We start from the raw sequence: 14,701 nt of genomic DNA on the forward strand, positions 1-14,701 counted from the left end.
AATCATTTGCCACGGGGCATTTACAAAATAGTTAGATGTAAGAAATATCTTATGATATCCATTTTTATTGTATTTCGACCTGATATTCTAGCACTTAATCGATGCCTCAAATTAATATTTGCTGTCAAAACAAATTCAACAACTCATTTTATACATTATGAAAATTCAATTAAACACTAACAAATTAAAAGACACACTAAATGAATTTTTTACAAAACATTTTTGACAATTTATCGAATTCTGTTGGAGGCTATTTGCCGAATACCATTGGAGCCATTCTTATCTTAGTGATAGGCTGGTTTCTTGCAGGTTTTATAAAAAGATTAATTACAAAATTAATAAGGCGCACTGGAGTGGACCAAAAGCTTGGAACAGGTAAAATAATATTATCCAAATTTATAGGCAAACTGATTTATTTTCTAGTTATGATCTTTGTTTTTATGCTTGCCTTAGAAAAACTAGGAATGACAAGTGTTTTGGACCCTGTAAAAAACCTACTCAACGGTTTTACTGATTACATACCTAACATTGTGGGCGCTGGTTTAGTAGGGTATATTGGTTATATGTTAGCTACCATTGTATCTGAACTCGTTGGTCTTGCAGGTGACACAATCCGGAACTTTGTACCGAAGCTAAAATTACCCGAAAATCTTGATATCGTAAACATTCTCAAAAAAATTGTCTTCATATTTATCTTCATTCCTTTACTTATTACTGCCCTAAACATATTAAATATGGATGCCATTTCCGTACCGGCTATACATATGTTAGAGCAATTTTTTATTGCAATTCCGAAAATTCTTGTTGCCGTTATCATAATATTGGTATTTGTTATCGGCGGGAGATTTGTTACGGGCTTACTCTCTGATTTACTAGAGAGTTTTAATTTAAATAGTATCGTAAACAAAATGAATCTTGGCGGGGTTACTTCAAATACGAACCTTCCTAAAATAATTGGTAATGTGGCCTATTTTTTTATCCTCCTTTTCGGTATAACAACTGCGATTGAAAAGTTAGAATTCACACGACTTACTGAAATATTAGATACTATTGTTGGTGTCGCTGGTAATATCTTATTTGGATTGGTCATTTTGGTCATTGGAAATTGGATAGCGTCATTGGCTCACAAAGCAATGTCTAAGGCTAATGATAATACATTTGTAGCATCAATTGTAAGAATGAGCATTCTAGCAATTTTCTTAGCAATGGGACTTAAAACCATGGGACTTGGAGATGAAATCATCAACATGGCATTTGGAATTACGTTAGGAACAATTGCAGTATCAATAGCACTTTCATTCGGCCTTGGAGGTAGAGAAGCAGCCGGTAGACAAATGGAGCGTATATTAAACCGATTCAACAAATAGCAAGAACAACTTTTACATCAACAAAGTGGTCATTCCTTTATAAATGACCACTTTTTTTTGCTTCTTTATTTATTATTCAAAATAGCTATTTGTAATTCAATACGTTTTAATTCTCGTAACATATCATTCTTGTCCATTTGCATCCAAATGTATAGTTTCATCATACTTAAATAAATCATACAAAGAAAACCTGCCGAAGACCATTTTATGAGCTCATAGGTATCTTCAGTATTAAAAAACTTGACTATGCAGTATACAAATAGGGCTAAAGTGATGAGTTGCATAATATTCATAGCTATAGCTAACCAACCCATTTTACCTTTGTAAACTTCACCGATTTTACCTAATAGGTTTTGTTCTTCGAGCCCATCATAAAATTCTGCTTCCTCTTGAGTTAATGTTTCTTTGATTAAGTCATCAATTTTTTCGTTTCTTTTTCTCATAACTTCAGCTTTAAATTAGCCTCCACGAAGGTGGAAAAGCGGTTTTTTACTTTAGATTTTTTTTTAATTTTTCACGTGCATGAAATAAGCGTGATTTCACTGTACCCCTAGAAATACTTAGAATATCACTTATTTCTTTAAGCGAATAATCTTCAGCATAAAATAATCGCAACACCTGTTGCTGATCTTTATTTAGGGCCATTATTGCTTTTTGAAGTATACCTATTTCTTCTTTATTAACATGTTTTTCATTTTCAATAACTCTGCAAAAATGAAAATCACTCCTTTTCTGCAATTCTCGTTTTTCTTGATTTATGATATTCAAAGATTTTCTGGTAACAATACGCAGAGCCCAACTGCCAAACAAATTAGGGTTTTTTAAGGTTTCAATTTTTTTTAGAATAATACTCCAACATTCTTGTGTAATATCTTTAGCCTGATCCATATCATGAGTGTACCAATAGGCGTGTTTGCATAATTTTTCATGATGGCGTTTCACCAAAAGACTCATAGCTTTTTTACTACCCGATTTATATTGCAAAACAAGTAGTCCGTCAAATATTTTATTCGGTTCGGTCATAATACCTTTCTACAACAAAGACAACCAAAAGTTGAAAAGGTTCAAATTTTCCTTAAAATATTGTTATTCCTTTTAAAGTTAGGAGAATAAATACATTCCAATTCCTATTTTTGCCCAATGCGTAAAAAGAACAGAAGACAAGTTTTTGAAAATGTTGAAGTGATTGATGCGGGGGCCAAAGGAAAAACAATTGGTAAAGCCCCTGACGGAAGAGTAATTTTCATGACGAATACCGTTCCTGGTGATATTGTTGATGTTCAAACCACCAAGAAACGAAAAAGTTATTTCGAGGGCAAGGCAACACATTTTCATTCGCTTTCAGACAAACGTGTAACCCCTGAATGCCAACACTTCGGAACCTGTGGTGGTTGTAAGTGGCAACACATGGGATACGAGCACCAGTTGTTCTTCAAGCAGAAGGAGGTCGAAAATAATTTACGCCGTATCGGTCATTTAGATTTACCAGAAGCGAATTCTATCCTAGGTTCTGAAAAGCAGTATTTCTATCGGAATAAAATGGAATTCTCCTTTTCGGATAGCAGATGGTTGACTTTGGAGGAATTACAATCTGATACAATTTTTGAAGATAAAAACGCATTAGGCTTCCATATTCCCGGAATGTGGGATAAAATATTGGATATTGAAAAATGCCATCTGCAGGCTGATCCTTCAAATACAATTCGATTGGAGACGAAGGATTTTGCAGTTAAGAACCAAATCTCATTTTTTAATCCCAGAAATCAACATGGTGAACTTCGTACTTTAATGATTCGAACTTCTTCTACGGGAGAGATTATGGTCTTAGTTCAATTCTACGAGAATCATAAAGAAAACCGAAATCTATTGCTGAACCATTTGCAAAATACATTTCCTGAGATTACGGCACTTTTATATGTTGTCAACCCAAAGCAAAACGATACCATCTACGATCAAGAAGTAATTTGTCACTCTGGCAGAGACCATATTTTCGAGGAAATGGAAGGTCTGAAATTCAAAATAAACCCAAAGTCGTTTTACCAAACTAATTCAGAACAGGCTTATGAACTTTACAAAATCACCCGTGATTTTGCTGGACTAACAGGTGAGGAACTAGTCTACGACTTGTATACAGGTACTGGAACTATCGCTCAATTTGTATCGAAAAAAGCTAAAAAAGTTATTGGAATAGAATCTGTTCCTGAAGCTATCAAGGATGCGAAAGCAAATGCAGAAAATAACAATATTGATAACGTTGATTTTTTCGTAGGGGATATGAAAAATGTATTTAACGAAGAGTTTATAGCTACGCATGGTGTTCCGGATATAATTATTACTGATCCGCCAAGAGATGGCATGCACAAAGATGTGGTCCGGCAAATATTGAACATCTCTCCTAAAAAAGTAGTTTATGTAAGCTGCAATAGCGCTACCCAAGCAAGGGATTTAGAATTAATGAAAGATTCCTATAAAGTGACTAAGGTGCAACCCGTGGATATGTTTCCTCAGACCCATCACGTTGAAAATATTGTACTTTTAGAAAAGTTATAGTCCCATGAATAGATTTCAACTAATTCTTATCTTTCTGCTCTGCATTGCTTTTTCTGCCTGTGAAAAAGATGATATTTGCGTTGATGGTGATACCCCGCTACTAATTATTCGTTTTTACGACTCGGAGAATCCTACGGAGTTTAAGGCGGTTCCAGGACTTCGTGTAGTCGGAGCTGGTAATGACACTCCTGTCGACACTTTTACTGATCGGTCTTCCTTAGATTCTATAAGTATTCCTTTAAAAACTATAGAAACATTAACAAATTTTTCCTTTATATCGGATTCTGCAGATGACACAAACGAAGTGGAGACCGGTAACGCGGATGCTCTGGGTTTTTCCTATGAAACAAAAGAAGAATTTGTCTCTAGAGCTTGCGGCTTTGTAGTCAACTATGAAAATTTAAGTTCGAATTTTACAACCGCCCCTGAAAACTGGATCCAAAGCATAGAAATAATAAAGACAACAGTACAATTAGAAACAGAAGAAACAACTGCCCATGTTAAAGTATTTCATTAGCACCAGCTTTGTTTTTTGTTTCTTTTTTGGAAACGCTCAAAGCAAACCAATTGACACAAAACCAAAAGATACAGTTGTATACAAACAACCTTATGGCCTGCGTGTTGGTGTAGATTTGAGTAGACCAACTATCTCATTTTTCGAAGAAGAATATACCGGATTAGAATTTGTTGGAGATTATAGGTTAAGCCTCAAATATTACTTAGCAGCAGAACTTGGGAACGAAAAGCGCACCCGACAAGAGGACGCATACAACTTTACAACTCAAGGAAGTTATATCAAAGTAGGTTTTGACTATAATACCTATGCCAATTGGTACGGCGAGCAAAACATGATTTATGCAGGAGCCCGTATTGCATTCAGTACATTCAATCACACGATAAACAATTATCAAATCTTTGATAGCAATCGCTATTGGAGCCCCAATGGGTTTCAAGAAAGTGGGAGCGAACCTATTGAACTTGAAAGTAGAACCGCAACATGGCTCGAAGCTGTTATGGGAATAAAAGCGGAGTTATTTGCGAACATCTATTTAGGGGGCAGTGTGAGACTAGGAGCATTGGTACCAAATCCAAATAAAAAACTTGATGAAGGTGAATTTTCAAACCTTTTCATTCCCGGATTCAATAAGGTCACCGACAATAGTATATTCGGCATAGGATATAACTTCTCTATTTCCTACTTCCTTCCACTCTACAAAAAAGAAAAAAGAATCAAAATAGACAAAGACGAGCCTAAACTAATAGAAGAGGAAAACTAAAGTTTAGGTTAATCTTCTTTGTTCTGAAACTTGGCCTTTTTACTTCCTTCATACATTACGTATTTCACCAAACGAGATTCTAAATGACTATTAAAGACTTTGATTTTTCGCGAAGGTCGCAAACCGACAAACTTCAAGGCTTCTAAATTTGAAGTTATAAACCAAGCATCAGTTCCCGGGTATTCTTGTTTCAAAGTATCGCCTATATCTTCGTAAAAGGTCTCCACATCGAAATGAGAATCCAAATCGCTCCGGTCAAGTCTTTCTCCATAAGGAGGGTTAAAAACCATATGTAGTTTCCCCTTCACAGGTTTTGTTGTATCAAAAAAGTTTTTACGCTCTACCGAAATGTAATCTTCAAGATTTGCGTTTTCAATATTTTCCTTAGCCTTTCTAATAGCAGAAGGCGCCTTATCATAGCCGATGATTCTATGATGAAACTCCCTTGTTTTCCTGAGTTGGCTTTCTACTATTTTGTCAAATAATTCTTCGTCGAAATCATCCCATTTTTCAAAGGCGAATTCTTTTCGATTGATATTTACCGGAATATTACAGGCAATCATTGCTGCTTCGGTCAACATTGTTCCACTACCGCACATAGGATCCAGAAAATCACATTGTCCATCCCATCCACTCAATAACAATAAACCTGCAGCCAAAACTTCGTTTATAGGTGCTATATTCGTTGCGATACGATACCCTCTTTGATGTAAAGACCTTCCAGAGCTATCTAAAGAAACATTGCACCTGTCCTTATGCAAATGGATATTGATGCGTAAATCTGGATGCTTCACATCTACGCTTGGCCTTTTTCCTTCGGTTTCTCTAAACTTATCTACAATGGCATCTTTGACCTTCTGCGAAACATATAAGGAATGAGTGAAATTGTCCGATTTCACCGTTGTATCAATTGCAAAGGTTGTATCCACAGAGAGGTACTCACTCCAGTCCATTCGATAAATAGCCTTGTACAATTCGTTCTCATCTCGAACTGAAAAAGAATGAATAGGTTTTATGATTTTGACAGCTGTTCGCAAACACAAATTGGCTTTATACATAAAGCCAGTATCCCCTTCAAAAGAAACACTACGAACTCCCTCGACTACATTTCCACCCCCCAAATTCCGGATTTCCTTAGCTAAAATCTCTTCAAAACCAAATAAGGTCTTGGCAACCATTTTAAAATTATTGTTCATCTCTTCACATCTGATTGCCGCAAAAATACAGTATTTTTACCGCTACCAAGCGGATTCAATCTTGGGATCTTACGACAACCTAATTATATTTGTATGACTTACCTCCTGCCGGTTTTAGGAGTCCTGCTCAGTTTTGTCTTTGTTCTAGTCGCAAAACCTAAAAGCAAAGAAAACTTCAAACTGCTTTTAGCTTTTAGTGGAGCTTTTCTTTTGGCACTGACTGTTTTTGAATTGCTCCCCTCTGCCTATGAAAATTCTGATGCAAAGACTGTTGGTGTTTTTGTCATGCTGGGGATTTTACTTCAGATTTTCTTGGAGTTCTTCTCGAAAGGCGCGGAGCACGGTCATGTACATTTGAATAGTGAAAAGAGTAGCTTTCCATGGCTTTTGTTTGTCAGCCTTTCTATTCATGCGTTTTTAGAAGGATTTCCCATTGAAAAACACGATACAATTATCTACGGAATTCTTATCCATAAAATACCTATTGCGGTTATCTTGAGCATCTTTTTACTAGGTTCTAAAATCAAACTGACAAAAGCTGTTTTCTTTATTGTTCTATTTGCCTTAATGACGCCTCTAGGAAGCTTTATAGCAAGCATTTCAGCACTGGCATCTCAATACTACGCACCTATAACTGCTTTAGTAATTGGTGTATTCTTACATATTTCTACGGTTATTCTTTTTGAAAGTTCGGAGGGACATAAATTCAATCTTAGGAAACTGTTGGTCATTATTTTTGGAATTGTAATTGCTTATTTTCTTTAAAAATGTTCAGCAAGGAAGAATCTAAAAAATTACGTGAAAATTTCTGGATTTCCTTCGGAAAGTCTTTCCCCCATAAATGGACGTTATACAACACCAAAATCAAGGGATTATCATTAAAGTTTCATTTTGGTTTAAAAGTGGCAACGGTATCTATGGATATTGAAACTTCCGATTTGGAACAGAGAATTCATCTTTGGGAAAAATTGGTATCACTAAAGTCTATATTGACTAATGAATACCTTCCTGGTGCTCAGTTTGAAGAAGCCATTATACTAGAGAATGATAAGGAGATTTCAAGAATCTACGTTCAAAAGGAAGGTGTATCAATTCATAACAAAAATTCGTGGCAAGAGACGATGGAGTTTTTAAACAAAAAAATGATTCTTTTGGAAAGCTTTTTTGAGGAATACAAGGATATTATCCATAGCTAAATCACATAAAGATAAATCATCAGCCAATGACTTATCGCCCCACCAAGAACAAAAAGATGCCAAATAAAATGGTTGTACGGTATTCTATCTATCGCGTAAAAAATAATTCCTAAAGTATAAAAAGCGCCCCCAAGAAATAGTAATTGAATACCCTGAGAAGATGTATAATCAGACAAATTATCAAAATCATAAACTACAAGCCATCCCATGGCTAGATAAAGTACCAATGAAAGGATTTCAAACTTTCCCGTTAAAAATAATTTAAGTAAGGTACCGACCGCCACAATTACCCAAACAATATAAAATATTATCCATCCTTTGGCATCAATAAGGGTTATGAGACACATGGGAGTATAGGTGCCTGCTATGAGAAAGTATATATTGATATGATCTACAACGCGTAGTTTCTTTTTTAGTTCAGGATCCCGAACGTAGTGATACATACTTGAAGCTATGAACATTGAAATAAAAGTAACGCTATAGACAATTATACTAATGGTCGTGTAAGGAGTCTTTTCAATGTTTTTGGAAAGTAGAAGATATAATCCAATAATTCCGAAGATTGCCCCAACTGCATGGCTAATCGTGTTTAGCAACTCTTCCTTCGGATGAATTTGTACGTCTTTCATTGGCGACAAAATGAATCCTGTTATTTTACAATCAATTTGGCTCTCATAGAAGCTGCATGACCAGGAAACGTACAAACAATCCAATATTCGCCAGGCTTTCTAGGAGTTTGAAAATAGATTTTCTCCTGCGCTCCAGGGGCAACAATACCCGTATGACTCAGCACCAAGTCTGTCTCTGGAACATAATTCAAATCTGCTCCATCCAAACCTAGTTCTAGTGCCATATTGCCCACTTTATCTACCGACTCTTTACCAATCTGTGTTATAACCAAATTGTGAAGCATGTCGTCATTGTTGTTAAAGGTCAATTCAATTTTCTGATTGCTTTCGACGACAACTTCTGAAACATCATATTTCAAACCTGGTATGGTTCCGATAACCAACTTCTTCTCAACTCCATTAACCCAAGTAAGCGGCATTTCATTTGTTCTCTTTGGCTGTAGTACTCCTTTCATAGTAGCCATCTTCTCTGTGGGAGGAGATTTTAATTGCCCTCCTGGTACTTCATTCAAGGTATAATATCCAGTATCATGTAGTAACATTTCACCACTTGTAGCTTTCAAGTTCGCTGCTTTCAATTGATGTATAAAACCTAATCGCATTCCATCAATAAATAAACGGGCAGTTAACCCATCTTCAGAAACTTCAACTTTTTTTATCAATCCTTTTTGTTGGTCAACGATTGGACTTCCGTATTTGAAATGATATTGATAATTGAAGCTTGTAATTTGATAAGTCTCAGGTTTTGAAGCAATTGATTTGTCTACCGGTTTTGTGAATTCTAATTCAAACCCATCAGCTTTTGCTTTCATTGTTTTGATTTCGAATGGAGTTTTACCATTCCACACAAGTCTTTGAAGTCCGAACTGTGCTTTTCCTGTAGAAGCCCAACCTCTACTGGTCATTCCGACAAACATGCTCGCATCACTTCCCCAAATCATGCGTAAAATTCCGGAAGAAAAACCTTCAACGAAATTAAAAGCCGCACCTTGATAAACACCATTGACTTTCTCCATAAAAACGCGCATGACCTTGCTATGTCCTTGATCACCTATGAACATTTGCCCTTCGAACGGACCAAATTTACCCCCGGTTGTATCATACAAAATATCAGAAGTCGAAATACCCAAAATCGTATGTGGAAACCAAATCGCCGGAGCTTTCATTTCAGGTACTTTCTTCGAATACTCATACAAACTAAGACCTGATTCTTTTTCAATGTCTTCCATTTTAAGCTTAAGTGGGGAACTGGGTTCTCCAGTCCAAACCAAGCCTTCAGGATTTCCCGCAAAATCTCCTTTTTCCAAGTGTGTCATTCTACCTGAACCTACCCAATCACCCTGATTTTCAGTATAAAACACTTCTTCCTCAGCATTCAATTCAAAGCCCGATGGAGAACGTAATCCAGTTGCTATTGGTATCATTTCGCCTTCTGGAGTAATCTCTAAAAGCCATCCTCTCCACTTTGATAAACTGGCTCCATGCCCTATCCAAGACAGATTAAGAGTCACCAACATATTCCCATTCTTCTTGAATTTGGGACCGTAAGAGTAGTCATGATAATTTCCAGATAACGGCCAAGAATAAATGGTTTTGTAAACATCAGCTTTATCATCTCCATCTTTATCCTCAAGACGGGTTAACTCTCCCCTTTGAGCCAAATAAAAACTGTTGCCTTTGAAATTGAGTCCTAGGGGTTCGTGAAGTCCACTAGCATATCTTTTGTAAATCGGTTTCTTACCGTAAGGCTTATCAATCAACCAAACTTCTCCTCTCCTGGTGGATACCCCTAATTGATTCTTATCATTCAAAGCCAAACCCCCAACCTCCAAAAGCACATCTTCAGGAATGGGTACATCCACTATTTTATAAAACTTTGCCTCTTTCTTTGCCAATTCAGATTGAGATTGTGCCCAATTGCATTGAAGTCCGGCGAAAAAGACTAATGCCAATAATATTCTAAAAATATGCTTCATTTTCCTTTCTTATTTACCAGATGATACTATAATTCAATTCTTGTTCACCTGCCGGTATTTTTACCAACAACTCATCTGTGCTACCCGAATTTCGGACCATTGACTCCAGCATATCATCTTTAAAATCAATGAAATAGCTTTCATTATTTACGATATAAGTACCATCGGGCAATTGTTCAATTTTGGAACCATCGGCAACTTTGAACCACATATCTTTAGCACCATTAATTATAATTTCCCTGTTTAAACCCCGATTTTCTTTTGATGGAATTATCTTATTGAATACTTTACTACTGCCCATTTGGTAAGAGAAAATTGGTAATCCATCGCTATCAAATTCGTATCCTAGTTGTTTGTAATCCAAATCAGAAACCTTGTTAGGCCAACTTACTTTTTCGTCTTTTAAATCAGCTAACTCAGGATCTCCATGCATTGAAACAATAAATCCAGCCGGCACTCCAAGTTGTTTCTCTCCTCTTCCCTGCCACATTTTTGTTGCATCCATAAAGTCACCGTTCCAAGCCTGCAGCAAAGCACCTGACTCTAGATCGTAGGCATAATGTGTTCCTTCAGGATTACCCACGGCTATACAATGGGTTCTTTTTTTTCCATCATGCATCCAGAAACCGCGCTGTGCAATTGGTTCATTTTCTAAAGGTATTATGAATTTAGGATTAACTTCTCCACTCGGTAAATTCAATGAGCTAGATGCGTGAAGGGAGTGTTTTTGAATTCCTGGCCCTTCCACATATAAACCAAAGCCTATTTGCCAGGGCACATGTTTGTTGTAAATTAGTTGAAAAGGTACTTCTCCTTTTGGCAAATTAACTTTGGCGACTCTTAGCGAGTCCAAACTATAATTTCCATTCATAGAGATTATTGTATCCTTGTCAATCAAGAGTGCCCCTCCACCCCGATTAAGTTTGTAATCAAATATATAGTCTCCCGATTCTGGTATCTTCAGTTTCCCCACATAACTCAATAATTTCTGTGGGCGCACGCCTGTCGCCATTAACGAAGAAATACTATCCGTTCTAACTTCACGGATTGGAGTCAGACTATCCAAATTGGGATACAAGGGTAAAGCATTCTCGAACTCCTTTAGAACAACATCTGCCAACTGTACTTTCTTCACCTTATACAATTTGTACTTCAAATTACGAAGAGCTACAGGCCCATGGTCGCCCTGAATCAGCAATGGTGCCAGAGGTATTTCTTTTGCATCAGAGCCACCTCGTGTAGGGCCAGATACTTCAACATTTTGATGAACTAAAGCTCCATTCAATCGCACTTCTTCAAACCGTGCATTTTTTATTTTATTTCCTGATTCATCAAACCTTGGGGCATGAAAAATAACTTTTAAGTGTTGCCAAAGACCAGGCGCCTTCGCGGCGTTTACTTTCGGTGCAAATCCTTCAAAGCCTTCCTTTCCTTCTTTTGTTTCATCCCAACGTTGGTAAATACCTCCCATATCACTATGCTGCGGATTTTCTACACCCCAACTATCAAAAAGTTGAATCTCGTATCTACTCTGAAAATAGATGCCAGAATTTGAACCAACTGGCATCATAACATCGCATTCAAATTCTATATCACCATGCTTAAAAGATGTGACAAGGTTTCCCCGTTTTCCCTTGTCTGGTATATTCACTAAAACTCCAGTTCCTTCGGTTGTCGCCAAAGTTTTTGTTCGCGATCGGTCGACAGAAGCACCACCAGTTATTCTCCAGTTTGCTGCAGTCACCTTAAAATCGGATAAATCATTCAAAGTCATTTCTTGAAAAGGCAAAACAACTATAGGTTTCTCCACAGCAGTCATTTTTATCTCCTTCTTACTTTCAGAACAAGAAAATAAGATAAAAAAGAAGAGCATGAAGTAATAGGGTGTTAGATTCTTCATTCTTTAATTTTAATGTATAATTGAAAGATAATTACTTATCAGATTTCAAGGTTTTTCAAATGGTTTGTTCTTTAGAACATACGGTTTCGAAAACCAAAAATTTATTTATATCTCGCCCCATGCTTGATGACCATATCAACATCTTCTAGGAGGTTGATATACCGAAGAACATCTCCTTCAACCGCAATAATATCTGCATATTTTCCAGGAGTAATTGTCCCAACTTCGTCAGCAACGCCCATCCAAAGTGCGGGCCAATATGTCGCCGCACGTATTGCATACATTGGATCAATACCAAATTCGTTTACCCAAACATCTAACTCATTCCATGTAGATTGGCTATGGAATTTCATAGGAATTCCACTATCCGTACCAATCATTAGAACTACTCCAGCATCTAAAAGTTGCTTGATTTTGGTTTCCAAAGTTGGTTTTCTTGAGGGAGTCAATTGGAAATAAGGCATTCTATCGGGATGTGCAATACTTCTTTTTATATCAGTGATTACACTATCAGGAAGTCCTAAGTGCCAAGAATCATTATCCAGTTTCTCGGGATTGTCTCGCATGTACTCGTAATTGTACAGTCCCTCTACAGTTGGACACCAGAATAAAGGGCCTTGACTCATGTCCGCGGTTCGTTCTTTGATCATTTCCATTATATCGTTGGGATAACGCGGAGCTGAGGACAGACCTGTATGTTCAAAACAATCGGCACCAGCTTTTAATCCCCTTCTAATTTCTTCTGGACGATGACTGTGAGCCACAACTTTTAAATTGAATTTATGCGCTTCGTCTACTACAGCTTGAAACTCTTCAATGGTCATTTGGTCTTGATCAACAACTTTAATACAATCTACACCAGCCTTTGCCAATTTACGGACTTTCTTTCGACCATCTTCCACTCCGTTTACTCCCCAGCGAAAATCTTCGGTACCAGGGTATGGTTTCTTTTGAATAAAAGGACCAGAAACATATAAAGTAGCACCGGGAATTTCTCCATTATTTATCGCATCACGAACGGCAATACTTTCCTCCAAAGGAGCGCCTAAATCCCTAGCACTTGTTACACCAGCCATCAATAATTGATGTGCAGATGCGGGCATAATTACATCTTTAAAAAGAGGCGGATAGGTTTTATCCCAATAGGTGTAGTCGGAATGCCCATTAATCATCGTATGTACGTGCATATCCCATAAGCCAGGTAGTACGGTCATTCCTTCCGTTGAAATTACTTCGGCATTATTTGGAATCTCAATCGTACCAATTGTTCCGACCGTTTTGATTTTTTCTCCTTCAATTATGACCACACTATTTCTAATAGGGGTTGATCCAAAACCATCAATAAGTGTTCCTCCTACCAATGCCTTTATTTTGCTTTCTTGTGAGGTTACCATTTGAATGGATAGAAGTAAGAATAAAAGTGTTCTGCTCATCATACCGGATGGTTTTGTTAAATATACCTAAAATTGAAATATTGCCTTCAAAAACTTCAAAGGCTATTATTCTTTAAATGATTATTTTAATAATTTGCCCTTAATTTTAAAGTTGTGATGGGATATGAAAAAAGTATTTCTGAATATGATAGTATTCCTTCTGCTTGTGGGATGTGAAGATGTGGTTGAAATTGAAGTACCCACTGAAGAACCGCGCCTAATTGTAAATGGAATTATTCGGGTGAGTGACTTAAGTCAACCTTACCTTCCAGTAGAAATAAGGGTTTCTGAAACCAATAGCTTTTTTGAAGAAACCCCAGTGACTTCACTTGAGAGTATCCTAATACTTACCGAAATTTATAATGAAGATGGTACTATCATTGAACAAACAGGGTTTTCAAGTTTAATTGATCTAGACAAAGGATCAGGAATATACGTGCCAAATCCAAATTTTTCAACTGAGCAACGCATTGCTACAAGTGTTCTTCAAGAAGAAAATGTTCGTTTCGTATTAATTTTGGAGCATAAGGGGCGGAAATATGCGGCGACAACTCGATATGTACCTGTAGTACCCATTGATGAGATAAGACAAGGTTCTGAGACACTATTTAGTGGAGAAGAAAAAGAAGTGATAGTCTCTTTTACAGATAATGCTAGTCGTGATGATTTTTATGTTTTTGATTTTGATTTTGGTCAATTCTTGGTAACTGAAGATTCTTTTTATCAAGGGGAATCTTTTGAGTTCTCTTATTTCTACAATAATGATTTAAAATCAGGCCAAGAGTTAAGTGTCAGTATTTTAGGAGCTGATAGAGGTTTCTACAACTATATGAATTTGCTCATTGAACAAACTGAAAATAACTTAGGTGTTTTTGAAACCCCTGTTGCCACAGCCCGTGGAAATGTTTTTGATATTACTGGATTGGATAATATTGATGTGGTAGATAATGTAGAAAGGCCACAGGCATTTCCTCTTGGCTACTTTGCCATAATACAGAGTTTTTCAGAAACAATTACTATAGAGTAGATCTATATAATCCTTGGGAGTCACCTCATAAAAAAAGCCCCTTCACTTGATGTGAAGGGGCTTTCGAAGAAGGCGGCTACCTACTCTCCCACTTGGTGTAGCAGTACCATCGGCGCAGACGGGCTTAACTTCCCTGTTCGGAATGGTAAG

General features: G+C 36.9%; 14 protein-coding genes and 1 rRNA gene. 7 read left to right on the forward strand and 8 right to left on the reverse strand.

Annotation, left to right across the window (positions count from 1 at the left end):
* Positions 1–200: 200 nt before the first annotated feature.
* On the forward strand, positions 201–1,367 hold the full coding sequence (locus FEE95_RS18755; RefSeq protein WP_138659554.1) for a mechanosensitive ion channel: 1,167 nt from the start codon (positions 201–203) through the stop codon (positions 1,365–1,367).
* A gap of 65 nt (positions 1,368–1,432) precedes the next feature.
* Here FEE95_RS18755 and FEE95_RS18760 read toward each other — a convergent pair whose 3' ends face one another.
* Complete coding sequence (locus FEE95_RS18760; protein WP_138659555.1) at positions 1,433–1,810, reverse strand: DUF6768 family protein; 378 nt, start codon at positions 1,808–1,810, stop codon at positions 1,433–1,435.
* Between the two features lie 46 nt (positions 1,811–1,856).
* Entirely contained in the window at positions 1,857–2,390 is a 534-nt protein-coding gene (locus tag FEE95_RS18765; RefSeq protein ID WP_138659556.1) for an RNA polymerase sigma factor, read from the reverse strand.
* 117 nt (positions 2,391–2,507) lie between these two features.
* Here FEE95_RS18765 and rlmD point away from each other — a divergent pair, with 117 nt between their 5' ends.
* From rlmD to FEE95_RS18780, 3 genes are read left to right on the forward strand one after another with little or no spacing between them, the layout of a single operon-like run.
* Positions 2,508–3,917, forward strand: a complete 1,410-nt coding sequence (gene rlmD / locus FEE95_RS18770; RefSeq protein WP_138659557.1) for a 23S rRNA (uracil(1939)-C(5))-methyltransferase RlmD — start codon at positions 2,508–2,510, stop codon at positions 3,915–3,917.
* Between the two features lie 4 nt (positions 3,918–3,921).
* On the forward strand, positions 3,922–4,434 hold the full coding sequence (locus FEE95_RS18775; RefSeq protein ID WP_138659558.1) for a DUF6452 family protein: 513 nt from the start codon (positions 3,922–3,924) through the stop codon (positions 4,432–4,434).
* The gene (locus FEE95_RS18780; RefSeq protein WP_138659559.1) at positions 4,415–5,194 is read left to right on the forward strand and encodes a DUF6048 family protein; all 780 of its coding nucleotides are present in this window, start codon (positions 4,415–4,417) and stop codon (positions 5,192–5,194) included. Before FEE95_RS18775 ends, FEE95_RS18780 begins: the two co-directional genes overlap by 20 nt.
* An 8-nt stretch (positions 5,195–5,202) precedes the next feature.
* Here the strand turns inward: FEE95_RS18780 and FEE95_RS18785 are convergent, their stop codons facing one another.
* Positions 5,203–6,390, reverse strand: a complete 1,188-nt coding sequence (locus FEE95_RS18785) for a THUMP domain-containing class I SAM-dependent RNA methyltransferase (protein WP_138659560.1) — start codon at positions 6,388–6,390, stop codon at positions 5,203–5,205.
* A gap of 93 nt (positions 6,391–6,483) precedes the next feature.
* Here FEE95_RS18785 and FEE95_RS18790 point away from each other — a divergent pair, with 93 nt between their 5' ends.
* On the forward strand, positions 6,484–7,155 hold the full coding sequence (locus tag FEE95_RS18790) for a ZIP family metal transporter (RefSeq protein WP_138659561.1): 672 nt from the start codon (positions 6,484–6,486) through the stop codon (positions 7,153–7,155).
* Positions 7,156–7,157: 2 nt separating this feature from the next.
* Complete coding sequence (locus tag FEE95_RS18795; protein WP_138659562.1) at positions 7,158–7,586, forward strand: DUF4268 domain-containing protein; 429 nt, start codon at positions 7,158–7,160, stop codon at positions 7,584–7,586.
* Here FEE95_RS18795 and trhA read toward each other — a convergent pair.
* From trhA to FEE95_RS18815, 4 genes are all read right to left on the reverse strand, one after another.
* Entirely contained in the window at positions 7,583–8,215 is a 633-nt protein-coding gene (trhA, locus tag FEE95_RS18800) for a PAQR family membrane homeostasis protein TrhA (RefSeq protein ID WP_138659563.1), read from the reverse strand. The genes FEE95_RS18795 and trhA overlap by 4 nt on opposite strands.
* Before the next feature lie 20 nt (positions 8,216–8,235).
* Positions 8,236–10,191, reverse strand: coding sequence for a plastocyanin/azurin family copper-binding protein (locus FEE95_RS18805; protein ID WP_138659564.1), 1,956 nt, complete (start codon positions 10,189–10,191; stop codon positions 8,236–8,238).
* 13 nt (positions 10,192–10,204) lie between these two features.
* Positions 10,205–12,091 (reverse strand): 3-keto-alpha-glucoside-1,2-lyase-like domain-containing protein, encoded by a 1,887-nt coding sequence (locus FEE95_RS18810; RefSeq protein ID WP_138659565.1) that lies wholly within the window; start codon positions 12,089–12,091, stop codon positions 10,205–10,207.
* Positions 12,092–12,192: 101 nt separating this feature from the next.
* A complete protein-coding gene (locus FEE95_RS18815) occupies positions 12,193–13,527 on the reverse strand; it encodes an amidohydrolase family protein (RefSeq protein ID WP_238474614.1) in 1,335 nt (444 codons plus the stop codon).
* Between the two features lie 121 nt (positions 13,528–13,648).
* Between FEE95_RS18815 and FEE95_RS18820 the strand changes: the two genes are divergently transcribed.
* A complete protein-coding gene (locus tag FEE95_RS18820; RefSeq protein ID WP_138659566.1) occupies positions 13,649–14,551 on the forward strand; it encodes a DUF4249 family protein in 903 nt (300 codons plus the stop codon).
* Positions 14,552–14,618: 67 nt separating this feature from the next.
* Here FEE95_RS18820 and rrf read toward each other — a convergent pair.
* Positions 14,619–14,701: ribosomal RNA gene (gene rrf / locus FEE95_RS22540) — 5S ribosomal RNA — on the reverse strand; the annotation flags it as partial.

This window comes from Maribacter algarum (ex Zhang et al. 2020), from assembly GCF_005885635.1.
Lineage (GTDB): Bacteria > Bacteroidota > Bacteroidia > Flavobacteriales > Flavobacteriaceae > Maribacter_C > Maribacter_C algarum.

What these genes read in the sequence shown, in the direction of transcription:
- FEE95_RS18755 (WP_138659554.1), top strand. Translation starts at nt 201, where the DNA reads ATGAATTTTTTACAAAACATTTTTGACAATTTATCGAATTCTGTTGGA.
- FEE95_RS18760 (WP_138659555.1), bottom strand. Translation starts at nt 1,810, where the DNA reads ATGAGAAAAAGAAACGAAAAAATTGATGACTTAATCAAAGAAACATTA.
- FEE95_RS18765 (WP_138659556.1), bottom strand. Translation starts at nt 2,390, where the DNA reads ATGACCGAACCGAATAAAATATTTGACGGACTACTTGTTTTGCAATAT.
- rlmD (WP_138659557.1), top strand. Translation starts at nt 2,508, where the DNA reads ATGCGTAAAAAGAACAGAAGACAAGTTTTTGAAAATGTTGAAGTGATT.
- FEE95_RS18775 (WP_138659558.1), top strand. Translation starts at nt 3,922, where the DNA reads ATGAATAGATTTCAACTAATTCTTATCTTTCTGCTCTGCATTGCTTTT.
- FEE95_RS18780 (WP_138659559.1), top strand. Translation starts at nt 4,415, where the DNA reads ATGTTAAAGTATTTCATTAGCACCAGCTTTGTTTTTTGTTTCTTTTTT.
- FEE95_RS18785 (WP_138659560.1), bottom strand. Translation starts at nt 6,390, where the DNA reads ATGAACAATAATTTTAAAATGGTTGCCAAGACCTTATTTGGTTTTGAA.
- FEE95_RS18790 (WP_138659561.1), top strand. Translation starts at nt 6,484, where the DNA reads ATGACTTACCTCCTGCCGGTTTTAGGAGTCCTGCTCAGTTTTGTCTTT.
- FEE95_RS18795 (WP_138659562.1), top strand. Translation starts at nt 7,158, where the DNA reads ATGTTCAGCAAGGAAGAATCTAAAAAATTACGTGAAAATTTCTGGATT.
- trhA (WP_138659563.1), bottom strand. Translation starts at nt 8,215, where the DNA reads ATGAAAGACGTACAAATTCATCCGAAGGAAGAGTTGCTAAACACGATT.
- FEE95_RS18805 (WP_138659564.1), bottom strand. Translation starts at nt 10,191, where the DNA reads ATGAAGCATATTTTTAGAATATTATTGGCATTAGTCTTTTTCGCCGGA.
- FEE95_RS18810 (WP_138659565.1), bottom strand. Translation starts at nt 12,091, where the DNA reads ATGAAGAATCTAACACCCTATTACTTCATGCTCTTCTTTTTTATCTTA.
- FEE95_RS18815 (WP_238474614.1), bottom strand. Translation starts at nt 13,527, where the DNA reads ATGATGAGCAGAACACTTTTATTCTTACTTCTATCCATTCAAATGGTA.
- FEE95_RS18820 (WP_138659566.1), top strand. Translation starts at nt 13,649, where the DNA reads ATGAAAAAAGTATTTCTGAATATGATAGTATTCCTTCTGCTTGTGGGA.